Source organism: Tardiphaga robiniae, assembly GCF_013359755.1.
Classification (GTDB): Bacteria; Pseudomonadota; Alphaproteobacteria; order Rhizobiales; family Xanthobacteraceae; genus Tardiphaga; species Tardiphaga robiniae.
Map to the genome: position 1 here is coordinate 100279 of NZ_JABMCJ010000086.1, position 26242 is coordinate 126520.

General features: G+C 62.6%; 19 protein-coding genes. 2 read left to right on the forward strand and 17 right to left on the reverse strand.

Going from position 1 to position 26242, the window contains the following annotated elements; all coding sequences use genetic code 11:
• Positions 1-25 precede the first annotated feature (25 nt).
• The 4 genes from hpnE to HP556_RS17765 all read right to left on the reverse strand — a co-directional run bounded on the left by hpnE (position 26) and on the right by HP556_RS17765 (position 3482).
• Positions 26-1276: a hydroxysqualene dehydroxylase HpnE gene (gene hpnE / locus HP556_RS17750; RefSeq protein ID WP_175367949.1), complete on the reverse strand. Its 1251-nt coding sequence runs from the start codon at positions 1274-1276 to the stop codon at positions 26-28.
• On the reverse strand, positions 1276-2130 hold the full coding sequence (gene hpnD / locus HP556_RS17755) for a presqualene diphosphate synthase HpnD (protein WP_420878678.1): 855 nt from the start codon (positions 2128-2130) through the stop codon (positions 1276-1278). Before hpnD ends, hpnE begins: the two co-directional genes overlap by 1 nt.
• Complete coding sequence (gene hpnC / locus HP556_RS17760) at positions 2127-3008, reverse strand: squalene synthase HpnC (RefSeq protein WP_068735856.1); 882 nt, start codon at positions 3006-3008, stop codon at positions 2127-2129. Before hpnC ends, hpnD begins: the two co-directional genes overlap by 4 nt.
• A 231-nt stretch (positions 3009-3239) precedes the next feature.
• Positions 3240-3482, reverse strand: a complete 243-nt coding sequence (locus HP556_RS17765) for a cysteine rich repeat-containing protein (protein ID WP_068735855.1) — start codon at positions 3480-3482, stop codon at positions 3240-3242.
• Positions 3483-3920: 438 nt separating this feature from the next.
• Here HP556_RS17765 and HP556_RS17770 point away from each other — a divergent pair, with 438 nt between their 5' ends.
• Positions 3921-4421, forward strand: coding sequence for a hypothetical protein (locus tag HP556_RS17770; protein ID WP_068735853.1), 501 nt, complete (start codon positions 3921-3923; stop codon positions 4419-4421).
• Positions 4422-4472: 51 nt separating this feature from the next.
• Here the strand turns inward: HP556_RS17770 and HP556_RS17775 are convergent, their stop codons facing one another.
• The 4 genes from HP556_RS17775 to HP556_RS30290 are packed head-to-tail and all read right to left on the reverse strand — an operon-like array spanning position 4473 to position 8517.
• Positions 4473-5981, reverse strand: a complete 1509-nt coding sequence (locus tag HP556_RS17775; RefSeq protein ID WP_175367950.1) for an amidohydrolase family protein — start codon at positions 5979-5981, stop codon at positions 4473-4475.
• Between the two features lie 10 nt (positions 5982-5991).
• On the reverse strand, positions 5992-6783 hold the full coding sequence (locus HP556_RS17780; protein ID WP_093757285.1) for an ABC transporter permease: 792 nt from the start codon (positions 6781-6783) through the stop codon (positions 5992-5994).
• On the reverse strand, positions 6773-7540 hold the full coding sequence (locus HP556_RS17785) for an ABC transporter ATP-binding protein (protein ID WP_093756532.1): 768 nt from the start codon (positions 7538-7540) through the stop codon (positions 6773-6775). The genes HP556_RS17780 and HP556_RS17785 overlap by 11 nt, the downstream gene beginning before the upstream one ends.
• On the reverse strand, positions 7537-8517 hold the full coding sequence (locus HP556_RS30290) for an ABC transporter substrate-binding protein (RefSeq protein ID WP_175367951.1): 981 nt from the start codon (positions 8515-8517) through the stop codon (positions 7537-7539). The genes HP556_RS17785 and HP556_RS30290 overlap by 4 nt, the downstream gene beginning before the upstream one ends.
• A gap of 139 nt (positions 8518-8656) precedes the next feature.
• On the opposite strand from HP556_RS30290, the gene HP556_RS17795 reads away from it, so the two are divergent.
• On the forward strand, positions 8657-9556 hold the full coding sequence (locus HP556_RS17795) for a LysR family transcriptional regulator (protein WP_175367952.1): 900 nt from the start codon (positions 8657-8659) through the stop codon (positions 9554-9556).
• A gap of 23 nt (positions 9557-9579) precedes the next feature.
• Here HP556_RS17795 and HP556_RS17800 read toward each other — a convergent pair whose 3' ends face one another.
• From HP556_RS17800 to HP556_RS17840, 9 genes are all read right to left on the reverse strand, one after another.
• Positions 9580-11919, reverse strand: coding sequence for an efflux RND transporter permease subunit (locus HP556_RS17800; protein WP_231079997.1), 2340 nt, complete (start codon positions 11917-11919; stop codon positions 9580-9582).
• Positions 11920-12166: 247 nt separating this feature from the next.
• Complete coding sequence (eutC, locus tag HP556_RS17805; protein ID WP_175367953.1) at positions 12167-12952, reverse strand: ethanolamine ammonia-lyase subunit EutC; 786 nt, start codon at positions 12950-12952, stop codon at positions 12167-12169.
• 16 nt (positions 12953-12968) lie between these two features.
• Complete coding sequence (locus HP556_RS17810) at positions 12969-14552, reverse strand: B12-binding domain-containing radical SAM protein (RefSeq protein WP_175367954.1); 1584 nt, start codon at positions 14550-14552, stop codon at positions 12969-12971.
• Between the two features lie 225 nt (positions 14553-14777).
• Complete coding sequence (locus HP556_RS17815) at positions 14778-16160, reverse strand: ethanolamine ammonia-lyase subunit EutB (RefSeq protein ID WP_175367955.1); 1383 nt, start codon at positions 16158-16160, stop codon at positions 14778-14780.
• A 32-nt stretch (positions 16161-16192) separates the two neighbouring features.
• Positions 16193-17392 (reverse strand): BaiN/RdsA family NAD(P)/FAD-dependent oxidoreductase, encoded by a 1200-nt coding sequence (locus HP556_RS17820; RefSeq protein WP_175367956.1) that lies wholly within the window; start codon positions 17390-17392, stop codon positions 16193-16195.
• A complete protein-coding gene (locus HP556_RS17825; protein WP_175367957.1) occupies positions 17389-18267 on the reverse strand; it encodes a transglutaminase N-terminal domain-containing protein in 879 nt (292 codons plus the stop codon). The genes HP556_RS17820 and HP556_RS17825 overlap by 4 nt, the downstream gene beginning before the upstream one ends.
• Complete coding sequence (locus HP556_RS17830) at positions 18264-20771, reverse strand: circularly permuted type 2 ATP-grasp protein (protein WP_175367958.1); 2508 nt, start codon at positions 20769-20771, stop codon at positions 18264-18266. The genes HP556_RS17825 and HP556_RS17830 overlap by 4 nt, the downstream gene beginning before the upstream one ends.
• A gap of 31 nt (positions 20772-20802) precedes the next feature.
• A complete protein-coding gene (locus HP556_RS17835) occupies positions 20803-24090 on the reverse strand; it encodes a transglutaminase family protein (RefSeq protein ID WP_175367959.1) in 3288 nt (1095 codons plus the stop codon).
• A gap of 234 nt (positions 24091-24324) precedes the next feature.
• Positions 24325-25848: a UxaA family hydrolase gene (locus HP556_RS17840; protein ID WP_175367960.1), complete on the reverse strand. Its 1524-nt coding sequence runs from the start codon at positions 25846-25848 to the stop codon at positions 24325-24327.
• Between the last annotated feature and the right edge of the window lie 394 nt (positions 25849-26242).

Sequence of the window (26242 nt, forward strand, 5' to 3'; positions counted from 1 at the left end):
GAATGATCGTCTGGCTGCGCAACGGTCAGCGCATCGCCAGAACGAGATCGGCCGCGCGGTCACCCGACCGCACCGATCCCTCAATAGTCGCCGGCAGACCGGTATCGGTCCAATCGCCTGCAAGAAACAGGTTCTTGAAATCGGTGCGCGTGCCCGGACGCAGGGCATCTTGGGCAGGCGTAGCCGCAAAAGTAGCACGGCGCTCGCGCACGATCTGCCAGGCGGGCAGCGGCGCCTGGATATTCGAAATCTTGCAGATCTCGTCCCAGATCTGTTGCGCAAACTGTTCGCGCGGTGTGTTCACGAAACGGTCGCCATTGCTGATCGTGATCGACAGGCGATTGTGGAAAGCAAACAACCATTCCACCACACCGCCGACAACGCCAACCAGCGGCGGGTGGCCCGCTGGCGGGACGTAGTTGAAATGCGCATTCACGATCGCGCGGAATTCGGTCGGCGTCTTCACACCAGGCAATAGCGACTTCGCGGCCCATGGCGGAACAGCCATCACCACGACGTCGTCCGCACCAAGCGTGATGACGTCATCAGCGCCAAACTTCAGCTCGCTGATGCGATCCCCACTCATGGTGTAACCGCGCAGCTCATGACCAAAATGAACGCCAGCGCCCTTGGCACGCAGCAATTCGATCGCAGGCTCGACCAGAACATCGCTAAGACCAGCGCGCGCGATCAGCGGGCGGCAGGCCTGCCCGCCTGCCAGCAGCGTTTCGCGCACGATGGCGCCGGCCAGACCAGCCGAACCTTCCGGCGGATCGACATTGAGCGCGGCCAGCAGCAGCGGCTGTACCAGACGATCGTAGAGGACGCCTTCACAGCGAATGGCATCGCCGACCAGGCGACTATTCGATGACCAGATCAGCGGCGACAGCGCGAGATAATCGGCGACTGATGTGTCCGGGACACGGCGCGTCTTGTCGAACAACCATGTCGGGATCTTGCCATCGCCGAGATCGAGCTGCCAGCGCTTGCCAGTCTTGGCATCGGCAAATGCGAATTGTGCCCGCTGCGGACCAACGAGCCCGGCTTCGGTGCCGATCGACTTTGCATAAGCGACGACATAGCTATTACCCGACAGAACCAGATGGTTGCCGTTATCGATCTGGAGCTGCGTCTGCGCGTCGAAATACGACCGGCAGCGGCCACCGGCCTGCTGCGTCGCCTCATGGACGTGAACCTTGAAGCCGGCATTGACGAGACGCACGGCGGCCGACAGGCCGGAAACGCCGGCACCAATGATATGAGCGGTCTTTTGCATCAGATGATCGCGTATCGCAGCAGGATCGCTATCTTGGAGGCCTTGCCGAGACGAACGGGGTCGCGCGGCAAAGCAAAGCCACGCGCCACCAGCAATTCCAGGATGGCGTGATAATATTTCGACATGATCCGCGGCGCGCGCACCACGCGGCGCTTGTTACGCGCCATGATCTCGTCGGACTTTTCGAAATGCGCCTGCGCCCGCTTCACCAGCGGCACACAGACCTTCGGCAATGCCGGGCTGGCGCGCACCACGTCCGGATCACTCGACGTGATGCCGGCGTGATAGAGCAGCTCACGCGGCAGATAGAGACGGCCGATACCGGCGTCTTCGTCGATATCGCGCAGGATATTGGTAATCTGCAGCGCACGGCCAAGATGATGCGCAAGCAGAATGCCATCTTCGTCCGGCATGCCGAACACCTTCACCGACAGGCGGCCGACGGCACTGGCAACACGATCGCAATACAGATCGAGCGTTGCGTCATCGGGCGCGCGAATATCTGCGGGGATATCCATCTCCATGCCGTCGATGACGGCGATGAAATCCTCCTTGCGCATGCCGAACTGCTTGACCGGCCCGACATAGTCGCGCACACGCGCCGGCGGATTGCCTGCATAGAGCGCATCGATATCTGCGCGCCACTGCTGCATGTCGGCGAGCCTGACGTCGCGCGGACCATCGGAATCCGCGATATCGTCGACCTGACGGCAGAAGCTGTAGATCTGGAACATCGCATCGCGCTGGGCACGCGGCAGAATGCGCATCGCGGCATAGAACGAGCTGCCGGCAGCAACGCCCTGAACCTCGCTCTGAGATTCGCTATTATTCACCTGGCTCGTCATCTGGTTCATGCGCCCGGCGTCGTCGAACGAGGCATCGGCGCGCTGGTGGTGGCGCGGCGCCACAGCCCGCCGGCAATGCCGGCCAGCGCGTAGCCAGCCATGCTGGCCTTAGAGAGGTGAACCTTCTCGCTGAGCGGATCGCGCAACTTCAGCATCTTCAGGATCTGCCAGGCAAAAGTCTCGATGACGGCCACATCGCAGCCCAGCCGGACGTCGGCGATATGGACCGTCAGTGTCTCGCTCTCATGCATCAGGGTCTCGGTCTTGGCGACCAGCTCGCGAATACAGGCCAGCAGCGCCGGCGACGCCTTCGCCTGCTTGAGATCTTCCACCGAGGCGCCGTGCCGGTCCAGCGTGTCCTGCGGAATGTAGACCCGATCGAGATCGCGATAGTCGTTGCCGCAATCCTGCAGGTGATTGTTGATCTGCAAGGCCGCGCACAGCGCATCCGACGCCGGCCAGGTGGCTTTGCTTTCGCCGTGCACGTCGAGCATGAAACGTCCGACCGGCATCGCCGAGAACGAACAATAATGAATGAGCTCATCCCAGTCGGCGTAGCGCAGCTTGGTCACGTCCATCCGAAAAGCTGTCAGGACGTCGAGCGCATGACGCGGGGGCATCTCGCGCATCTGGAGCGCCTCGCGCAGAACGACGGCTTCGGCCTGGCCGTCACCCTGACCGAGCAGGTCGGCCTCCAGCTCGTCGAGCAGGGCCAGTTTCGCCGGCGCATCGAGCAGCGCGTGATCGGCAATGTCGTCTGCGGTCCGGACGAAATTATAGAAGGCAAGAATCAGCGCCCGGTGGCGCGGATGGATAATCCACGACGCGACAGGAAAATTCTCGTCACGATCGGTCTTGCCGGATCGCAGTTCGCTCGCAGGGGTCATCCAGAACTGGCTACGTTGGATTTGAACAGGGTGGCTCGGGGGCCGCCAAGGTCCGGTAATACCGGCAGGCGGGGTCGGCCGCGAGCCCCCATATAGGGCAAATTGGCCCGTGAGACCAATGCCAATATGCCACTTTCGGCCGCAGCCAGTGCCGGGCCGAATCACGTCTTGGCGGGCTCGCGGCGAGACCAAAACGGCGCCACGAGCCCGGAATCTCGCATTAGGGCGGGGTTATTGGCCGTGGCTGACCAGCACGTCGTTGCAGGCCTTGCTGATCTTGGGGCGGTTTTCCTTCAGGCAGGACAGAACAACGAGGTCGCCCTGATCCATGACGGCGCGGCAGAGCTTCTGCACGTCGCGGGTGCAGGCCTTCTGCTCCGCGTCGGTGCCGCTGCGGGGCTGGTTTTGCTGGGCCAATGCGCCGGTCGAGGCAGATGCGGAAAGCACGGACAGTACCAGGAGAAATTTACGCATTGTCTTCCTTCAGTATGGTGACGAGATCACAGCCCGTGTGGTGCATAGCATAAACTGAAACATTCGCATCGCCGGGAAGGCTTTATCTTCAGGCACATCGGCGAATTCGCGGCGATGGATGCAATCAGGACACAGAACATTCCCGCCACCACAGACACGAATAAATGCGGCGAAAGCTTGCGGACATGGCCGCACTGGCTGCAGGACCGGCTGATGCCACCCCGCAGGACAAGATAAGGTTTTACGACAATTGTTCAGACGCGCATCATCTCCACCCGTTCCGCTCCGGGAACCTTCGCGCTTGTGGGCGGTGACATGTTACTTTTACAATCGTCCAATTATGATCGCTCTATTGAACCTAAAGATGTGCAGCGACACTTAAACTTCGATGAGGCGCGGCATAACTCGGTTACACAGCGCTATTTTGGGAAAACTTACATGACATTCCATTCTGCAAAGCGGTTCGGGCACGCCCTCAAGGCCGCCGGCGCTGGCGCGATCCTGCTGCTGTCGGTATCCGCAGGCCATGCCCAGTCCGGACCGTTCGCCGGCTTCGACGGGGCCTGGAGCGGTACCGGAACGGTCTCCATGTCGGACGGCTCCTCGGAGCGCATTCGCTGCCGGGCAACCTACAAGGTGGATGGCGGCGGCAGCGCCCTGGCGCAGACGCTGCGCTGCGCCAGCGACAGCTACAAGTTCGACCTCTCCAGCAATGTCACCAGCCAGGGCAACAACGTGTCCGGCAGCTGGAGCGAAGCCAGCCGCAACGTCTACGGCAATCTGGTCGGCAAGGCGGGCGGCGGCCAGATCGACGTCTTCGTCGAGGCCGCGGGCTTTGCGGCCAACATCACGCTGACGACCCGCGGTAACAAGCAGTCGGTGTCGATCAGCTCCAAGGGCGAAATTCGCGGCGTTTCGATCAATATGGTCAAGAGCTGAGACGTGACCCGTGCATCAGGTGCGAAGCCACAGGCTTCGCGCCGCAGAAATTCATTCGACCTCGTCGCATAGATAGCGATTGATCTGGTAGGGACGCGCTGCCAGTCCCGGACAGAACGATGCCACCACAGGCTCCAGGCGCTCGAACAGACTACGCCATTCCGCATTGAGTATCTCGAGCCGATCTCGCGCGGCCTCCGCTTCCCGTGCCAGTCTGGCCATGTCCAGCGTCAGCAAGCGGCCGTCGCGAACCACGAAGCTGCCGCCGATCATCACGTGGCGCACCGAGGTCGCATCTTCGGTATGAACCAGTTGGTTGACGCTCCAGTTGTGCGGGATCCAGTTGATCGCCCCGAGATCCAGGAACACGATGTCGGCCTTGTAGCCCGGCGCCAATACGCCGGTATGCGACAGCCCGAGCGCCCGCGCCGAGCCGGCCGTGGCAGCATAATAAATCTCCTCGACCGCAGCCCATTTGCGTGGGTCGGGCCCTTGTACCTTGGAGGCCATCGATGCGTAGCGCATCGCCTCATACATGTTTTGATTGTCGGAGCAGTTCGCACCGTCTGTCCCGATGCCGACATTGACGCCGAGGTCGAGCGCACGGCGCATCCTGAACAGGCCGTTGCCCAGCCGCATGTTGCTGCCAGCGTTATGCGCCAGCGAGGCGCCACGGTCGGCCATCAGCCGAAAATCATCATCATCGAGCCAGACCGCATGAGCCGCGGAGAATTGTTCGTTGATCAGGCCTAGTTCGTCGAGATGCGCAATCAGCGTCTTACCGTAACGTTCCTTGCCGACCACCGCCTGCACCTTGCTCTCGCCGACATGGCTCTGCAGGGGAATGCCATGGTCGCGTGCCAGCTTGGCGCAGCCGCACATGAAACTGTCGCTGCAATGGATCGGAATGGTCGGCGCCACCGCAGGTCGGATGTCATGTGAAGACCATTTCCAGCGTTCGAGAATCGATCCGATGGCCGAAATAGTCCGATCGCCCGGCCCCAGCCTTAGCCGATCGACCTGGTGCTGAAGATCTTCCGGAAGCGCATCGCGCAGTCCGGGAATGGCTTCGTAGAAACTGTGATCCGCGACCATCGGCGCGATGACGGCACGCATGCCGACTTCCGCATAGGCCTCAGCGACGGCATCCATGCCGTCGATGCTCGGTGCCGGATATTCGTAGTACAGATCATAGGCCGCGGTGCAGCCTTTCAGCACCATTTCGGCAGCGCAGATCTGGGTCGTGAGCTTCTTGTCCTGCAGCGAGCGGCTACCGCTGATCCACGGGGCGGCAGCCAGCAGCACCTCCAGCGTCCAGCGATCGCCCTGTCCGCGGCCGAGGCCACCATGGCCATGGGTATGGGCGTTGACGAGGCCGGCATGAACCAGCATGCCGGAGGCATCGACGATGTTCGCGCCGTCTGGCGCGGCAAGATCAGGCCCCATTTCCGCAATGATCCCGTCTTTGATCAGAATATCGCCCTTCACGCCGCGGCGGGACCCCGCGTCGGAGATCAAAGCGTCACGGATCAGTACATATCCCGGATAGTTCTTTGCCATTGCACCTGACCTAGTTGTTGTCGTTGGAGTTGCTGTCCAGATTGCTCGACCACGGCACGAGCAGGCGCTCGATGACCTCGACCAGTTGGAACAGCGCGATGCCCATGATGGCGAGAATCACCACCGCGCCGAACGCGACCGGTGTGCGGAAGAACGCCATCGAGGTCTGGATCAGATAGCCGAGGCCGGAATCCGCGCCGACGAATTCGGCCACCACGGCACCCACTACGCAAAGCGCAGCCGCGACGCGCAATCCGCCGAACACGAAAGGCAAAGCGTATGGCAGACGGATGCGCAGCAATTCCTGGACACGGGTCGCGCGGCACGAACGTCCGAGTTCGATCAGTTCGGGCGGCGCGGCCAAGAGTCCCGCGACAGAACTCACCACGAGCGGGAAGAACGCGACGAGGAAGGTAATGATCACCCTTGAAAACTCGTTGGCCCCGAGTGCCACCAGAAGAATCGGCGCCAGTGCCACCTTGGGCACCGACTGGGTGAGCACCAGCAGTGGATAGATTGCCGCCGACATCGTGCGCGAGCTTGCAATCAGCATGGCAAGCGGCAGGCTGATCGCAATGGAAGCCGCGAGCCCGAGCAGAACGGTCCGCAGCGTAGTCACCGTATGCATGGCGATGTTGGGCCAGACCGGTACTACCGCTGTCCAGATCGCGCTCGGCGACGGCAACAGGAACGGCCTGATGCCAAACCCTCGGCAGAGCAGTTCCCAGCCGAGCAAGAATGTCAGGGTCGACACGATGACCGGCAGGTTGCGGCGGCCCCAGTCTGCAGCATTAGTGAGCATGGGCCGCTCCGCCATAGATCCGGTCGCGGATCAGTTTCGAGCAGCGGTGGAATTCCGCGCTGGCTTCCTGGTCGAACGATCGCGGGCGAGGCAGATTGACCTCCACGATCTCCGCGACACGGCCCGGCCGCGGCGACATCACCACGACCCGATCCGCAAGCAGCACGGCTTCGGAAATCGAATGAGTCACGAACAGCACCGCCATCGGATTTGCCTGCCACAACGCGAGCAGGGACAGACTCATCTCCTCGCGCGTCAGAGCATCGAGTGCGCCGAATGGTTCATCCATGAGCAGGATGCGCGGCTGTTGCACAAGGCCGCGGCAGATCGCGACGCGTTGCTGCATGCCACCAGAGAGTTCACGCGGCATCCGATGCTCGAAGCCCGCGAGACCCGCCGAATGCAGCAGCACGCGAGCGCGCTCGCGCGCTTCGGGCCCATCACCGCCAGACAGGCTCAATGGAAATGCAACGTTGCGCTCCACATTCATCCACGGCAGCAGGGTCGGCGATTGGAACACCATCGCCGTGCCTTTCGTCGCCCCTGTGACCAGTTTGCCGTCGAGCGTGAGATGCCCGATATCGGGCAGCACCAATCCGGCCACCATGCGCAGCAACGTCGACTTGCCGCAGCCGGAGGCACCGACGATGGCGACGAACTCCCCCGGCCGTATGGAGATCGTGACGTCGTCCAGCGCCTGCACATGGCCGCCGCGGCGGGTCTTGAAGGTCTTGCCGACCCGGGCAAGCGAGATCACGGGACGAAACTGTCGTCGATGGCCTGGGCCGGATTCCACGACGCATCGAGTTTGAGGCTCTCGGCCACGGCCTTCCACGTATCTGCCAGGCGATCTTTTGCGAAGTGCCCCTGCCCTGTTGCACGCTGGTGATCGTTGAAGATGAAGCCCATCGTGGCCTTCTGCGACGCTTCGCATTCGTCCTGCAGGACTTCCGGATTTTTCTGCACATGGAGCTTGCAGGTCTCGCCCGGATTGTCGCGCGCCCACGCGTAACTCTTCACAGCGGCACCGACGAAACGCCTCACGAGATCCGGATTGGTCTTGATCGTCTCATCGGTGGCGATCAACGATGACGCATAGATCGCAAAGCCCGCCGAGACGAAGGGCAGCGCTACGATTTCCTCGCCGGCCTGCGTGGCTGCCTTGTTCTGATAGTATTGATGGATGGAGTAGAATGGCGCCGCATCGACGCGCTTGGCAATCAACATCGCCGCCATTGCCGATGCGTCCGTCGTGACCCAGGTTACGCTCTCCGGGTCGATTCCGACCCGGCGTGCGACTTCCGGAAAATAGATCCGGTGACTGTTGCCCGGGCTCACGGCGATTTTCTTGCCGGCAAGATCCTTGAAGCCCTTGATCGCTGACGATTTCAGAATGAACAGCGAGTGCGGCGAATAGGTATAGACCGCCACAATCGATTTGACCGGTACTGACTGTTGCGCGCGTCCCGCGAGCACCGCGCCGACGTCGGCAACGCCGAACTTGGCCGCGCCTGCCGCCACCTTGTTCACCGTGTCGCCCGATCCATAACCCCTGACGATGGTGAGATCGATACCAGCGTCCTTGAAAAATCCGCGCTGCTGGCCCGCAAAATACGCCGCGTGCTCCCCTGTCGGGATCCAGTCGAGCTGCAATATGGCCTTGTCCTCGGCGTATGCGCCTTGCGACAGGCCTGCGGCCAATACAACCGCCAGCAGTAAACGCTTCATGCTCATGAACAACCTCGTGAATGTTGCAGTCCGGCTGCCGCCGTTCTCCTCCATTCCCAAGCAACACTGATGCCGAGATACCGGCTGGCATTGTCCAAAAATGAAAGTATGATTTTCAATTATAGACAGCGGCGGGGCAGCAAAGATGGCCGCGTTTACATGGGACGACCTGCGCGTGGTGCTGGCCATCGAGTCCAGCGGCACGGCGCTTGGCGCTTCCAAGCAGCTGGATGTCAGCCACAGCACGGTCCTGCGCCGGCTGGCAACGCTCGAGCTCGCGCTGGACACCAAACTGTTCCGGCGCAGTGAGGGCCGCCTGATTGTGAGCCCGCCCGCCGCCGCGCTGATCGCGAAGGCACGATCAATTGCGGAAGCCCTCGACGCGCTTCCGCAACTGATCGATGGCCCTCATTCAGAGCTGGAAGGGGTCGTTCGCGTTGCCGCGCCCCACGCATTGATCTGTCACGCGCTGACCGATGCCTTCGCCGATTTCCGCAACACGCACCCTTCGATCCGGATCGCACTATGCGCCGACATGCAGTTCGACGAATTCCGGCGCGGCCACGCCGACGTCGCACTGCGGATCAGTCTTGCGGTTCCCAACGAACTCGGAATCCGCCGGCTCTGCGACTACCGCTTTGCCCTTTACGCCCGTGATGATCTGGCACTCCGCCTGCGCGAGGGTGCCACGTTGGCGGAGATGCCTTTTATCCTTCTCTCCGACGCAAGCCGCGAGATGCCGGAGCGGAAGTGGATGGTCAGTCTCGCCAAGGCGCGCGCGCCGGCGGTGGAAACCAGCTCGACCGTTTCGCTGCGCGCGGCGGTGGCCTCTGGCCTGGGCGTCGGAGTGCTTCCCTGCTACGTGGGCGATGCCCTGCCTGGCGTCACGCGTATCGAGATGGGTCCTGCGACGCCCCGCGAGGGCATCTACCTGATCACCCATCCGACCCAGAGCAAGCTGGCCAGGTCGCGTGCGGTTGCCGACTTCCTGGTCAAGTTCATAGCGCGCAATCACGACATGTTTTCCGGCGTCAGACGTAGCTGAGCGGCGGATGCAGCGCCGGTTGACTACTTCTCTTGCTTCGCAAGAACCGAACTGCCCGTAAGGCGCTGCTGCAGATTGATCAGCCACATCGCGGTCGGGCGCAGGATGAACAGATCGGCCACCAGTGCCGCGACCATCGAGAAGGCGCTGAGCCAGCCGAACAGCCGCAGCGACGGCAGATCCGAGAACACCGTCACCACGAGGCCGCAGGCCAGCACCACCGTCGTCAGGATCAGCGCGGGACCAACGAGCACAGTCGCACGCTCGACGGCGATCGCGGGATCGGTGCCCGGCGTGTCTTCCAGACGCAAGCGGTTGAGGAAGTGGATCGTGGCGCTGAGGCCGAGACCGAAGGACACTGTCAGTGCCACCACACTGGCGAATTGCAGCCCCTCCCCGAGTAGCCACAATACGAAGCCGGCCAGCACCACCGGGAAGATGCCCGGCAGGATACAGGCCAGCATCACCACCCACGAGCGGAACGCGAGGCCGATGAAGACGGCGACCAATCCGAATTCGATGGTCAGGCCGTGATTGAGCTTCTCGATCATCCCGGCGCTGTTGCGCGCCGCGATGGCCGAGAGACCAGTCACCGCGATCTCATAGCCCGGGTGCTTGGTGCGAACGGCGTTCAGCGCATTGTCGAGCTTGTCGACCACCGGCAGGATCTTGCTCGAATCGCTGTCGGGCACACGGCCGGACACCACCACCGCCGTCTGATCCGCCGAGATGAAGCGGCGCACCAGATGTTCGGGTATCACGCTGACATATTCCTTCAGCGTCGCGACATCCGACGAGCCGGCCTTTTCCGCCAGCCAGCGCCGCAGCGTTTCCAACGACCAGACATTGCCGACACCCGCCTGCTTCTCGACCATGGCGTGGACTTCGGCGATGGTTGCCAACGTGTCCGGCGAATAAAGATCCGCGCCCTTCGGAAATTCGATCAGCACGTCGATCGGATTGGCGCCGGTCAGCTTGGCGTCGAGCCGTCCGCTGGCCGCGACCGCCTGCTCCTTGTCCGGCACCTGATCGGCCAGCCGATAGCGCGGCTCGAGATTGGCGTAAACGATCCCGAGACCAACGACGACGACGAGCGAGATCAGGCTGAACAGGCCAGGACGGCCGACCATGCGCACCGCAATCCAGTAGCAGAAGGCGCGCAGCGCCTGCACGCCGGCATCGGCGGTCTGAAACTTGGCGGCAAAGATCTTCTCGTTGCGCACCAGCAGCACGCCGAACACCGGCACCAGCGACAGCACCGCGACCAGCGCGATGATGGTCGCGGTGAGACCAGCCTCGCCGAAGGCGCGGATCAGGTCCGAGTCGGAGAACTGCAACGCCAGGAACGAAATGCCGGCGGTGCCATGGGTGAGGACGCAGGCGGGACCCACGACACGAACCGCATTCGTAAATGCTGAATACTTGTCCTCGCCTGCAATCAACCGGTCACGCGCCGCGAAAGTGAGCTGCATCGAGTCGGCAAAACTGATCACCATGATCAGCGGCGTCATCACGTTGAGGAACATGTTGAGGCTGAAGCCGGCCCAGCCGAGCGCGCCGAGCGACAACAGGATCGCCAGCAGCGGCGGAAACGCCGCGATGATCATGAACGAGATCTTGCGGAAGAAGATGATCGCAATGACGCAGCCGGCGAGAATGCCGGCGATGTTATAGATCAGGCCGTCGCGCTCGACCGCATTGCGGATTTCGAGCTGCATCACCGGCACGCCCGACAATTCCTTGGTCAGACCGCTATTGGCCAGGTCCTCATTCATGGTCTTGCGGATATCGGCGACGACGGTGCTGAGCTTGCTGTTGCTGACCACGGCCGGGTCCAGCGACAACACTACCAACGCCAGAGTTCCATCGTCGGACAAGAGCTTGCCGCGGATCAGCTCGTTCTGCTTCACCGTCTCGATGAACTTGTCGTAGTCGGCGCCTTCAGGAAGATCGTTGGGAAACAGCGCTGCCGGCAACTTGCCGGGGGCCGGCGTCTGACGCGCCGAGAAGATCGAGATCAGCCCGCGCACGCCATCGACCAATTGCAGGTCGGTGACGAGGTCGCGCATCTTTCCAAGATTGTCGCGCGCAAGCAGCGTCTTGCCTTCGAGCACCACGAGCACGTCGAACTCGGTGGACGGGAAGCGCTTCGTCACTTCCTCGTATTGCTTGTATTCCTTGCTGTCAGAACGAAATAGCTGGCTCAGCGAATCGTCGATCTTGATGCGCTGGATGCCAAAGATCGCACCGATCACCAGCGCGAGCAGGATCACGCAGGACAGTACCGGCGCCTTCACCGCGATCAGACCGATGCGCTCGAGCCCGAAGGCGATGCTGATCGGCCCCTTGCGCAATTTATTCATATCCGCGTCGTGGGGGGGAACCGTATCGTGCATACCCTGTCCAGTCCTGTCGTCAGCGGCGTCTGCCTAGCAAGCGTCGCGGGCAGTAGTAAGGCTGGAATCGGCGAGACCGAACAGCGCTAGCCCTTGAAAACATGCGGTAAATTTGCCGCGGGCAGATGTAGCAGGTCTGTATGACATATCGCAAGGCGGCGCGCGCGCCGAGGTTGCGTTTCAGGTCACAAAATGGAGCGCAGAGGCTGTTGTTTCATGCTGGTGCAACGAGCGGTGCTACCAGTTGCAGACCGCTTTCGTCTTTCAGAGCCACACCGGTGATGTTGCGATTCAGCCCTTCGCGCGCCAGCCAGGCAATCTTGCTCGCTGCCTCCTCGAAGGACAGACCGGCCACCTGGATGTTCGACACGCAGTTGCGCGCAGCGTCCGTCAGACCCGGCTGCGGTGCGAAGGTCAGGTAGGCACCGAGACTCTGCGGCGCCGAGAGACCCGGACGTTCGCCGATCAGCATGATCGTCATCCGGGCCCTCAATAACGCACCGATCTCGTCGCCGAGCGCGACTCTGGCCCCGCCGGCAACCACAACAGCGCCGATCCCGACCGCCGCCAATTTGGGCATTAACGCGCCTAGTAGGCCAAGCGCATGCGCATTGACCGCAGCCGGAGACAGGCCGTCCGCAATCACGATCACCAGATCGCACGCGGCGCTGTCGCGACCTTCAAGCATCTCCTGTGACTCGCGAGACAGTCGGCGGCCGAGATCGGGACGCTTGAGATAGTCGGCCCGATCTGCGACCTGGCTCGTCACCACCAGCGCGCTCGTCCCCAGCCCGGCCAGTGCGGCCGCGATGGCTTCGGCCTCGAAGGGCGCATGGACCGCGTCACGTGCGCGGGCATGGTCGAGCGTGAAATCAAGCAGGGCCCGCGTGGTCAGGCTGGCTCCGGCCCGGCCGAGCCCGACACGCGCCGGCGTCAACGCCCGCAGCTCCGCGAGGGAGCGCTGCGGCACCGGCGGCGTCACATCATTCCGATCTGTCATGACACCAACTTATCGCTCATTCGGCCGGAACGGCAGCGTCCTGCAGTTTCAGCGAATAATAGGACGCGTTGGTCTGACCACCGGACGCATCGCGGGCAAAGTTGATCAGGTGGTGCGCCACCATGATCCCGCTGATGAGATATTCGATCTCGCCACGGGCCAGCCGACGGAGCGCGAATTTCCAGAACGCCCGCTTGTAATCACCAAGCACGCCGACCTTCCAGAAGATGTTGCGCAGCATGACCAGCCCGAGCCGGATGCTTTTCCAGGTGAGCATGGCGCCGACCGGCGGCTTGATCCGATTGGGATAGGTGTGGCGGATCTGGTACTCGAAGCGCTCGAGCAGCTTCTCCGGCACATAGGCGCTGCCCATGGCGCGCCGCCAGCTTTTCACCACGTCCTCATACGGCAACAGGAAGTCGACGTTGGAATCGCGGCCCTCGTCCTCGTTCAGGCGTCCTTCCTTCTTCAACCTGTCCCAAAGCGGCGTCTGCGGCAGCGCCTGCAGCAGGTTGATGGTCAGAAGCGGAATCTGTGACGTTTCCACGAACTCGAGCAAATGCTGGCCGGTCTCGGGCTTGTCGGTATCGAGGCCGAGGATGATGCCGGACACGACTTCCATGCCGAAACTGTTCAGCGTCTCGATCGCCTCCATGATAGGGACCATCATGTTGTGATCTTTCTTCATCGCCTTGAGGGCGACGGGATCGGGCGTCTCGATGCCGCAGAAGATCGTGCCGAACCAGGCTTCGCGCATCAGCGAAAGGATTTCCGGCCGCTTGGCGATGTTCAGCGTCGCCTCGCAGGACAGGCGCAAGACAAAACCGGTCCTCTTCTGCCATTCGACCAGATGCGGCAGCAGATCGAGTGCGGCCTTGCGGTTGCCGATGAAGTTGTCATCGACGAAATACACTGAGCCCATGATGCCGCATTCGAGCAGCTTGTCGAGTTCGGCGGTGATCTGCTCAGGCGACTTCAGGCGCGGATTGCGACCATAGAGGCCGGGGATATCGCAGAATTCGCACTGATACGGGCAGCCCGAGGAATACTGGATGCTGCCCAGGAAGTAGCGCGGAATATCGGCCAGTTCATAGGCCGGAATCGGAAACCTGGTCATGTCCAGACGGTCGGTGGTCTTCAGCACGACCTGCTGGTCCGGCCGCGACGTATCCTTTTCCAGGATATCGATCAGTTGATCGGTGGCATCACCGAGTTCGCCGATATGGAGATAGTCGAAAGCTGGGTAGTAGTCCGGACAGGAGGATACCGAGGGTCCGCCGATCGCCACCGGAAGATCGTAGGAATGCGCGCGGTAGCAGATGTCGTTCATCTGCGTGCGCTGGATGTGCATGCCTGACACCAGCACAACTTCGGCCCACAGGAAATCATTGGGCGTGGCGGCGCGGATGTTCTCGTCGATGAAACGGACTTCCCAGTTCTCGGGCATATAGGCGGCAATCAGCAGCAAGCCCTGGGGAGGCATGAAGGCCTGAACGCCGTCGGTCAGAGGGTATGAATATTCAAACGTGCCAAATGAAGACGTGTATCGCGGAAAGACGCACAGAATGCGCCGGACCGTCTGCCTGCCCTCAGCTCTCATCAAAATTCCTCTGTGAATGCATCAGCGGTCCCCATAAGCGCTGAACCTTCAATAACGTCGCCGAGCTAAAACCGTTCCACTCCTGCCGAATACTTTGAGCGATCTAATCACGACGTCCGAATCTGGGCCAGAATTTCTTCAAGATTGTGGCGGGCGGTGACAAGGTCGTGACCAGCTCCGCGCAAGTGCGCACAAAGCGCCAAGCCTTATGACGGTTTATTGACGTCAGGCGATCAGACGCGCGGCCAGATCGGGCAGCAGGCCTTCCCGATCGCGGATGCGAAGGTCCGCTCCGGAGAGCCCGACCCGTTGCAGCCAGTCGTCGAATTCCGGTGCGCGTTTGAGCCCAAAGAGGTCGCGGATATAGAGCGCGTCGTGAAATGACGTCGACTGGTAGTTCAGCATCACGTCGTCGGCACCGGGGACGCCCATCACGAAGGTCACGCCTGCCGCGGCCAGCAGCGTCAGCAAATTGTCCATGTCGTCCTGATCGGCTTCGGCATGGTTGGTGTAACAGACGTCGACGCCCAGCGGCAGGCCAAGCAGCTTGCCACAGAAATGATCCTCCAGCCCGGCACGGATGATCTCCTTGCCGTCATACAAATATTCCGGCCCAATGAAGCCGACGACGCTGTTCACCAGCAATGGGTCGAACGCCCGGGCCACGGCATAGGCCCGCGCTTCCAAAGTCTGCTGATCGACGCCGTGATGGGCGTTGGCCGACAGAGCCGAGCCCTGCCCGGTCTCGAAATACATAACGTTCTGGCCAAGCGTGCCACGTTTCAGCGAAAGCCCGGCGGCATGAGCTTCCTTCAGGATCGCCAGATCGATGCCGAAACTTCTATTGGCGGCCTCTGTCCCGGCGATCGACTGAAACACCAGATCGACCGGAGCGCCCTGGTTGATGAGATCAAGACTGGTCGTGACATGGGTGAGCACGCAACTCTGGGTCGGAATATCCAGCTTGGTGATGACATCGTCGAGCAGCCGCACCAACCCGCCCAGCACCGCCGGATCGTCGCTCGCCGGATTGATGCCGATACAGGCATCGCCGGAGCCCAGCATCAGCCCGTCGAGAATGGATGCCGTGATGCCCCTGATATCGTCGAACGGGTGGTTCGGCTGCAACCGCACGCTCATGCGCCCGCGCAACCCGATGGTATTGCGAAAGCGCGTGATCACCTCGCACTTCCTGGCCACCAGGATCAGGTCCTGATTGCGCATCAGCTTCGAGACCGCGGCGGCCATCTCCGGCGTGATGCCGCGGGCGACGGTCTGAAGGACTTGCGGCGTGGCCGCGTCTGACAGCAGCCAGTCACGAAAGCCGCCGACGGTCAGCGACGAGATCGTGGAGAATGCGGCGGCATCATGCGTATCGACGATAAGACGCGTGACCTCGTCGTCCTCGTAGGGCACCACCATTTCCTGCAGGAATTGCCTGAGCGGTACGTCGGCGAGCGCCATCCGCGCCGCGATCATCTGCTCGGCGGTCTCGGCTGCAATCCCGGCCAACCTGTCGCCGGAGCGCGGCGGCGTTGCCTTGGCCATGAGGTCGCGCAGATCCGCGAAGACATGCTTATGGTCACCGATGGCGTGGCGATAGATCATGGCCGGATTGTTGGATATTCGCCGGAGGCTGTCTAGACGTGCCGCCCCGCGGCAACGCCGGAAGACCACGCCCACTGGAAGTTGAAGCCGCCGAGATGGCCGGTGACATCGATGACTTCGCCGATGAAATATAGCCCCGGCACCGATGTCGCTTCGAACGTCTTCGATGACAGTTCTGTGGTGTCCACACCGCCAAGGGTTACCTCGGCCGTGCGATAGCCTTCGGTGCCATTCGGCCGCACGCGCCATTCCTTCACTGCAGCCGCTACCGACGCCAGAAGCTTGTCCGAAAAATCCGCCAGCCGCGGCGGGCCGACGATCTTGTCGGCGATCATCTGGGCCAATCGCTTGGGCAGCATATCGCCGAGCACCGTCGCCAGTTCCTGCCGCGGTCGTTCGCGGCGTGCCTCCTTCAAGGCGGCGAGCACATCGCGCGTCGGCGCCATGTCGATGACGACATCGAGCCCCTCCCGCCAATAGGATGAAATCTGCAGGATCGCCGGACCGCTGAGACCGCGATGGGTGAACAGCAGCGCCTCGTCGAATTTGGCCTTGCCGACGCTGACGACGGTATCAACGGCAACGCCAGCGAGGTCCTTGAATTGTGCAAGCGCCGCAACGTCGAAGGTCAGCGGCACCAGCGCGGCACGCGGCGCGACCATCTTCAGCCCGAATTGTTGCGCCAGTTTGTAGCCAAAGGCACTGGCACCCATTTTCGGGATCGAAGGCCCGCCCGTGGCGATCACCAACGACTGACCGCGATATTCGCCCTGATCCGTAGCGACGACAAAACCACTCTCGTTCTTCGTCACACCCAGAATGCCGACGCCAAGCCGCATCTGCACGTCGCTGCGGCGGTTTTCGTCCAGCAGCATGTCGATGATCTGCTGGGACGAGCCATCGCAGAACAATTGCCCGCGCGTCTTTTCGTGATAGGCGATGCGATATTTCTCGACCAGCGCGATGAAGTCTTGCTGGGTGAAGCCCTTCAGTGCGGATTTACAGAATTGCGGGTTCTGCGACAGGAAATTCGCCGGCGCCGTATGCAGGTTGGTGAAATTGCAGCGCCCACCGCCGGAGATACGGATCTTCTCGCCCGGCGCCCTCGCCTGCTCCAGCAGCATCACCGAGCGACCGCGTTGCCCCGCAATGCCGGCGCACATCAGGCCGGCCGCACCGGCGCCGAGAATGACGATGTCGGCCGTGTTATGCGCGCGACGGACGATGGTCATTCCAGCAACAGCACGTCGACGGCGACGGCGAGCTTCTGCTTGCGGGCACCGACGATCACGCCATCCACCGGTGACACGTCGGAGAAGTCGCGGCCGATCGCCAGTACGATATGATCGTTCTCGACCAAAATGTCGTTGGTCGGATCGAAGCCGATCCAACCGAGTTCCTCACCACACCAGACCGACACCCAGGCATGGGTCGCGTCGGCGCCCTGCAGGCGTTCCTTGCCCGGCGGGGGAATGGTGCGCAGATAGCCGCTGACATACGCCGCGGGCAAACCGAGCCCGCGCATGCCCGCAATCATGATATGCGCAAAATCCTGACAGACGCCGTGGCGCTTATCCAGCACCTCCTGCAACGGCGTCGAGATCACCGTGGCCTTCGGATCGTATTTGAACTCGGTGCGGATGCGATGCATCAGATCGACGGCGCCCACGAGAATCCCGCGGCCTTCGGTAAAGCTCACCGCCGCATAGTCCGTGACGGCATCGATGATCGGCACCAGCGGACTGGCGAAGACATAACCAATCGGCGACGCACCGCTGAGGTCGCTGGAATCGAACGCCGCCTCGCGGACGCTCTCCCAGGAAGGGCTATCGTCGCCGCGCCCCGGCGCAAAACGTTCGACATAGACGCGCGACCGGCTGTCTATCCGCAGCACCCGATGCGGGGTTTCGATCAACACGCTTTCCGTCGGCGTGCCGAAGAAATCCGTCCGCATGGCGCGGGCCGCCGGCAGCGGCTTGATATCGACGCTGTGCGAGACCAGTTGCTGCCCGGCGCTGCTATTGGGCTGCAGCCGCAGCGAGCAGCGCGCATAGCTCACCGGGCTTTCATAGCTATAGGTCGTGACATGGCGGATTTCGTAGATCACGCCAGCCCCGTCAGCTTTTCCGGGCGCGACGCGCTAGCACCGTGCGGGAAGTAATGCAGGCCGATGGAATCCGCGAGCGTCAGCAGATCCTGCTCCAGCGCAAACAGTGACTTGGTGTGGATTTCGGATGCCTCGCCGGTGACCAGCGACGAACGCAGCGCCACCGCCAGCCGCTGGGGCCGTTCCATCAGGCCGTTCTCCTTCAGCGTCGGCAGGCTGGCGATGTGATCATTTAGTGCCGAGACCTGGAATGCCACCGAGCGCGGGTTATAGGGATCGAGCACCACGAGATCGCGGACCGGTGCCAATAGCGGACCAACGAGATAACGCGAGCGATAGGTGATCTGGCAATCGACCAGCGTCAGCAGGATATCGAGATCGTCGCTCGTCGCCTCGTCGGACGCGAATTGCCGCGCAAAGCGCGTGGTGTTGATGGCGCGTTCGGCACGGCGCCCCATTTCGAGGAAACGCCAGCCCGCGGCTCGGTTCATGTTTTCCTGCGCGAGACCGGCGAAGCTCGCCAGTTCCTGCAGCGTGAGTTCGGCCGCACTGACGACGTCATCGTCATCTTCGACTTCATGCGCAAGCCGCTCGGCCATTTCGGTGATGACCTGCCAGGCGTCGGGGGACAGCCGTTCGCGCAGCGAGGTGGCGGTCCGCAATGCAGAGCGCACCAGCGATAGCGCTGAGCCAAACTGCTCTTCGCCCTGCAATGCCTGAGCCGCGATCTTGGCCGGCTGGGAGCGCGAGGTGAGCGATGTCGCGCCCCAGGTCATCAGCATGCGCTGGATGCGCTCGATCGACTGCTGCGTGGTGGCTCCGCCCTTGCCGGGATCGCGCTGCGGCACGCTGAGTGCACGGATCAGACGCAGTGTGGATTCGGCGCGCTCGAGATAGCGCCCGAGCCAGAACAGATTGTCGGCGGCGCGACTCGGCACCCAGCCGGCGATGCGGCGGATACGCACATTGTCGACGGCCGGCAGTAGCGTCGATGCAGCAACGGCCTTGTCGGCCACCACCCAGACGTCGGCGGCGCGTGCGCCCGCGCCCATGGAGACTGCGCGGGCATCCGGTTGATCCGCAATACGGCAGAAGCCGCCGGGCATGACGGTCCAGCCCTCAGGCGTCGCCGCCGCGAAGACGCGCAGCACGAACGGACGCGGCGCGAGCCGGCCATTGTCCCAGACCGGCGTGGTCGAAAGCTGCACCAGCTCCTGCCCTACATAATCGACACCGCGATTGGCAATCGCCGCCTTCAGGCGCTCGCGTTCATCCGGCGAGAGCTGCGACGGCAGCACGGGCGAGTAGCCAGGGAAACCGGGCACCGCTCCGCCATAGGCGCCTTCGATCGCAAAGTCGTCGAGCCGCGCCAGCACTTCCTCGCGCGCCGATTTCTGGCCGCACCACCAGGTCGCGATATGCGGCATCTTGAGTGGTTCACCGAGCAGCTTCCGGCTCAAGCTTGGCAGAAAACCCAAAAGCGCGCGCGCTTCCATGACGCCGGAGCCCGGCATGTTAGCGACGACGACGCCATTCTTTCTGACAACGTCGATCAGCCCGGGCACACCGAGTTGCGACGAGGCATCGAGCTCCAGCGGGTCGAGCGAATTGGCATCCACGCGGCGCAGCAGCACATCAAGGCGCTTCAGGCCGGCCACAGTGCGGATGTGCACGCGGTCGCCGGAGACTGCGAGGTCATCGCCTTCCACCAGCAGGAAGCCGAGATAACGCGCCAGCGTCGCATGTTCGAAATAGGTTTCGCTGAACGGCCCCGGCGACAACAGGCCGACCCGCGGCTCGTCGCGATCGGCCGAGGCGCGCAGGCTGTCGCGAAACGCTTCGAAGAACGGCGCGACGCGCTCGACATTCATCGATTTGTAGAGGTCGGTGAAGGCGCGCGACAACACCAGCCGGTTTTCCAGCGCATAGCCCATGCCGGACGGCGCTTGCGTGCGATCGCCGAGCACCCACCAGCGGCCATCGGGACCGCGGCCGAGATCGGCGGCATAGACGTTGAGATAGCGCCCACCCGGCGGTTTCACGCCGCGCATCGCACGCAGATATTCCGAACTGCCGGCAATCGCCGCCGCCGGGATCGCGCCGGACGCGACGAGGCTGGCATCGCCATAGAGATCGCCGAGAATCTTCTCCAGCAACTCCGCACGCTGCGTCATTGCCGCTGAAATCTGCAGCCATTCGGATTCGTCGATCAGGAGCGGCACATGGCTGAGTGGCCAGATCCGGTCGGCGATTTCGCCGGGCGCGCGGTAGGTGACGCCGGCTTCCCGGAGATGACGGTCGGCAGAGCCGAAGCGGCGTTCGATCTCGACGGGCGCCATGGCGCCGAAGGCCTCGAAGAACCGCGTCCAGACCTCGCGGGGCGTGCCGTCCTGGGCGATGAATTCGTCGGGAATCCCGGGCAGCCGCTCGTAGTCGCGGGTCCATTGCGCGACTTTACGATGTCCCGGACGGGGCTTTTTCCCCTGACCGGCCTGTCCCGTCATTCCGACTCTCCAGCCCAAACTGCCTGCATTCTCAATGCAGGAGAGGCGTTCGCAAGTCGAGGGTCAATGGGAATTCAAGTGTGCGTTCTGCCCTTGGCGGAGCGATTTCGCCGGGCGTGTGGCCGATCTCCTCGAACCGGGCCAGCCGCCGGGCCTCCGCCTCATAGGCATTGACCGGTTTTGTCTCGTAATTGCGGCCGCCGGGATGCGCCACATGATAGACGCAGCCGCCGAGCGACCGCCGATTCCAGCTGTCATAAATGTCGAAAACCAGCGGCGCATGGACCGGGATCGTCGGATGCAGGCCGGATGCCGGCTGCCAGGCCTTGAAACGGACGCCGGCGACCACCTCGCCGGCCCGGCCGGTCTCGGTCATCGGCAGCGCCCGGCCGTTGCAGGTAATGATGTGCCGCCCCTGCGTGAAACCGTTGGCCTTCAATTGCAACCGCTCCACCGAGGAATCAACATAGCGCACGGTGCCGCCGGCCGAGCCCTCCTCGCCCAGCACATGCCAGGGCTCCAGCGCCTGGCGGACTTCCAGCGTGACGCCGCCATAGGTCACGTGGCCGAACACGGGAAAGCGGAATTCGAGCTGCGCCTCGAACCACTCCTTGGAGAATTCGTAACCGGACCGGCCGAGTTCACTCAGCACGTCCTGGAAATCCTCCCAGAGGAAATGCGGCAGCATGAAGCGATCATGCAGCGCCGTGCCCCAGCGGACGAATTTGCCGTCCTGCGGCTCGCGCCACATCCGGGCGATCAGCGCGCGGATCAGGAGCTGCTGCGCCAGCGACATGCGCGGATCGGGCGGCATTTCGAGCGCACGGAATTCGACGAGACCGAGGCGACCTGTCGTACCATCGGGCGAATAGAGTTTATCGATGCAGATCTCTGCACGATGGGTATTGCCGGTGATATCGACGAGGATATGCCGGAACAGCCTGTCGACCAGCCACAACGGCGCCTTTCCACCGGGTGGCGGCACCTGCGCCAGTGCGATCTCCAATTCATAGAGACCGTCATGCCGTGCTTCGTCGATGCGCGGTGCCTGACTGGTCGGACCGATGAACATGCCGGAGAACAGATAGGACAGCGATGGATGGCGCTGCCAATACAGCACGAGGCTCTTCAGGAGATCCGGCCGACGCAGGAACGGCGAGTCAGCCGGCGAGCTGCCGCCGACCACCACGTGATTGCCACCACCGGTGCCGGTGTGACGACCATCGAGCAGAAACTTGTTGGCGCCGAGCCGCGTCTTCGCGGCCTCCTCATAGAGAAACGTCGTGGTATCGACGGCCTCGCGCCAGCTCGAGGCGGGATGGATGTTGATCTCCAGCACGCCGGGATCCGGCGTCACCTTGATGACCTCGACGCGCGGATCGAACGGCGGCGGATAGCCCTCGACATGCACCTGCATCTGCAGTTCTTCGGCCGTCGCCTCCAGCGCCGTCACCAGTTCGAGATAATCTTCAAACTTCTCGACCGGCGGCATGAAGGCACAGAGAATGCCGTCACGAATTTCAATCGACATCGCCGTGCGTACACCGCCGGAACGAATTTGTTGCTCCTGGACATATTGCGCGGCAGGCTGGTTTTCCGCAGACGCGATTTCGTCGAACACCGGCATGTCGCCGCGCGGCTCCAGCGGATCCTGCTCGACGATGAACGGATATTCCTCTTCGGTGAGATGCGGCAGCGACGACAACGGCAGGCGCAGGCCCATCGGTGAATCGCCGGGCGTCAGGAACAGGTTGCCACGGCGCAGCTTCCACCGCTCGGACCGCCAGCGTCTGTCCGCGGCCGTCTCCGCATTCCAGCGCTGGATCGGCAGCACGAACCCTTTCGGCCTGTCGAGGCCATGTTCGAAGACCCGCGCCATGCGCGCACGTTCCTCCGGATCGGGCAATTTGGAGTCGCCAGGCACGACATTGTTCGGCAGGTTCGATTCTTTCTGCTCCCAATAGACGGGATCCTCGAAGGCCGGAATGACATAGTCCTTCGGCAGCCCAAGCCGCCGCGCCGTGCCTTCGGCGAAGCGCTCGGCACCGCCGATATCGGCGCTGCGCGGGCCTTCGATCCGTGAGATCAGCGCATCGTTCTTCCAGATCGGCACGCCGTCCTTGCGCCAGTACAGGCCGAACGCCCAGCGCGGCAGGCTCTCGCCGGGATACCATTTGCCCTGCCCGTAATGCATCAGGCCACCCGGCGCGAAGCGCGTCCGCAACCGGCGGATCAGATCGTCGCCGAGGCCGCGTTTGGTGGGGCCGACGGCGGCCGTATTCCACTCCGGCGATTCCATATCGTCGACCGACACGAATGTCGGCTCGCCGCCCATGGTGAGACGCACGTCATGCGCCTTCAGATCGGCATCGACCTTTTCGCCGAGCGCGTCGAGCCTGGCCCAGGATTCATCCGAGAACGGCTTGGTGATCCGCGGTGCTTCGCGAATACGTTTGACGCCCATCGCGAACGCGAACTCGACTTCGGCGAAGCCCGCCATGCCGGAGATCGGCGCCGCCGACCGGAAATGCGGCGTCGCCGCCACGGGAACGTGCCCCTCGCCCGTCAGCATGCCCGAGGTCGCGTCGAAGCCGACCCAGCCGGCGCCGGGGATATAGACTTCGGCCCAGGCGTGCAGATCGGTGAAGTCCGCTTCGACTTCGGGCGGGCCTTCGATCGGATCGATGTCCGGGCGCAACTGGATCAGATAGCCGGAGACGAAACGTGCAGCGAGACCGAGATGGCGCAGTGTCTCGATCAGGAGCCACGCAGAGTCGCGGCATGAGCCCGCGCCGGACAGCAGCGTCTCTTCCGGAGACTGCACGCCAGGCTCCATGCGGATGATGTAGTTGACCTTCTCGCGCAGGCGCGCATTGAGATCGACGAGGAAGTTCACCGTGTTCGGCGCTTCCTTCGCGATCTCTGCCATATAGGCGGTGAAGCGCGGACCTGGTTCGGTCGTCGCCATATAGGGCGCGAGTTCGCTCTTCAGGTCATCGGTATAAGCAAACGGAAACGTCTCGGCATAGGGCTCGACGAAGAAGTCGAACGGATTGATCACGGTCATTTCGGCGGTGAAGTCGACCTCGATCTTCAGCTCATTCGCCGGTTCCGGGAAGACGAAGCGCGCCAGCCAGTTGCCTTGCGGATCCTGCTGCCAGTTCACGAAGTGATTGGTCGGCGTGACCTTCAGCGAATAACTCAGAATCGGCGTGCGCGCATGCGGCGCGGGTCGCAGCCGGATGGTCTGCGGCCCCAGCGTGATCGGCCGATCATATTTGTAATGGGTGACGTGGTTCAGTGCGACGAAGATCGACACAGTGGCGCAACTCCAGCAGCTTTTTTAAGCAGAACACCGGAGGTGCCAGGGATCAAGCTCTAACAACGGGCACGATGTGCCTCGATTGGGGGCGCTTCACCTAACTCAGCCCTCATGGTGAGGAGCGCGCCGCTTGGCGCGCGTCTCGAACCATGAATCGGAGTGTTGCGCCATCCTTCAAGACGCGGCGCAAGTGCGCCGCTCCTCAGGATGAGGACGGAGCAGCGGTCCCCCTCACATCGTCGCGCCCAGGACCCAGGGCGCGAACTCCGCGCCGCCGAAATCGAAGCTTTCGCTCTTGGTCGGCGCGCCGGAGGCGGTCTTGAGCATCAGCTCAAAGATGCGCTGGCCGCATTCCTGCACTGTCTCGTCGCCATCGAGGATGGTTCCGCAATTGATGTCCATGTCCTCTTCCATGCGCTTGAACATCGGCGTGTTGGTGGCGAGCTTGATGGACGGCGCGGGCTTGCAGCCAAACACGCTGCCGCGGCCGGTGGTGAAGCAGACGAGATTGGCACCGCCGGCGACCTGCCCTGTCGCCGCAACGGGGTCGTAGCCGGGCGTGTCCATGAACACAAAACCCTTCTTGGTGATCGTCTCGGCATAGTTCAGCACGTCGACGAGATTGGTCGAGCCGGCCTTGGCCATAGCGCCCAAAGATTTTTCGAGAATGGTGGTGAGGCCGCCGGCCTTGTTGCCGGGACTCGGATTGGCGTTCATCTCGGCGCCCTCGCGTTCGCAATAGGCATCCCACCAGCGCATCAGCCCGACCAGTTTCTCGCCGACCTCGCGCGACACCGCGCGGCGCGTCAGCAGATGTTCGGCGCCATAGGTCTCCGGCGTTTCCGACAGCACGACGGTGCCACCGTGACGCACGAGCAGATCGCTCGCCGCGCCGAGCGCCGGATTGGCGGATATGCCCGAATAGCCATCGGAGCCGCCGCATTGCAGAGCGACGGTCAATTCGCTGGCAGAGACTTCCTCGCGCGTCACCTTGTTGGCATCGGCCAGCACTTCATTGACGAAGGCAACGCCGGCTTCCGTGGTCTTGCGCGTGCCGCCGATTTCCTGGATCTGCATTTCGCGCAAGCGCCCGGCGAGCTTCTGCTCCTGCATCAAGCCGCCGATCTGGTTGATCTCGCAGCCGAGGCCGAGCACGACCACGTGGGAGAAGTTCACGTGCCGCGCGTAGCCGCCGAGAGTTCGGCGCAGCAGCGTCAGCGGTTCGTCCTGCGTCATGCCGCAGCCCGTCTTGTGCGTGAGTGCGACGACGCCATCGACATTGGGATAGTCGGCGAGCGGGTTGTGGCCGGTGAAGGGATTCTTCTTGAATACATCGGCAACCATGCTGGCGACATGGGCGCTGCAATTCACCGAAGTGAGGATGCCGATATAGTTGCGCGTGGCGACGCGGCCATCGCTGCGCTTGAGACCCATGAAGGTGGCGGGCAAATCGAAATTCGGCGTCGGCTTGACGTCGACGCCATAGGCGTAGTCGCGATCGAAATCGCCCATGCCCATGTTCTGCGTATGGACATGCTGGCCGGGCGCGATCGGCTGGGTGGCAAAGCCGATGATCTGCCCGTAGCGGCGAATCTCCTCGCCCGTGGCGATGGGCCGGATCGCGACCTTATGGCCCGCGGGGATGCGCTCCGACGTCACGACGCCTGTCGTCACCTCGATACCGGGCAGCAGCGTGGTACGCGCGATCAATACGGCGTCGTTGTCATGCAGACGAATGACGGGAGATGGAATCATCGGGATTTCCTCGCGCGCGTTTTGTGGTCTGGCAGACCTCTTGTTTGGAATGACTCTAGCTGAAAGAAGTAGGCGGCGTCAGCCCTGCTTTGGCTCATGATGACGCCGATCAGACATGCGTCATCGCCCCCATTGTTTGCGGCGCGGGGGCGCCGTCGTCGCTTGCATTCCCGCCCCCTTGCGAGAGGGCGTGCGGAACGCCGGGTGCCCGTTGCACCCTTGGGCCTGATGCGATGCGGTCTTCCGCAATTGTGAGTGCATCAGGACTTTCGGAGGCGCCGAGCAAGTGCCCGACGTTCCGCCTGCGGTGTTTTTTCGGTTGCTTGCACTTTGCCTCGACGAACGCTCCGATCGCGAATTAAAGTCCCAAGGCGATGGGAAGGGAGCCTCAAGC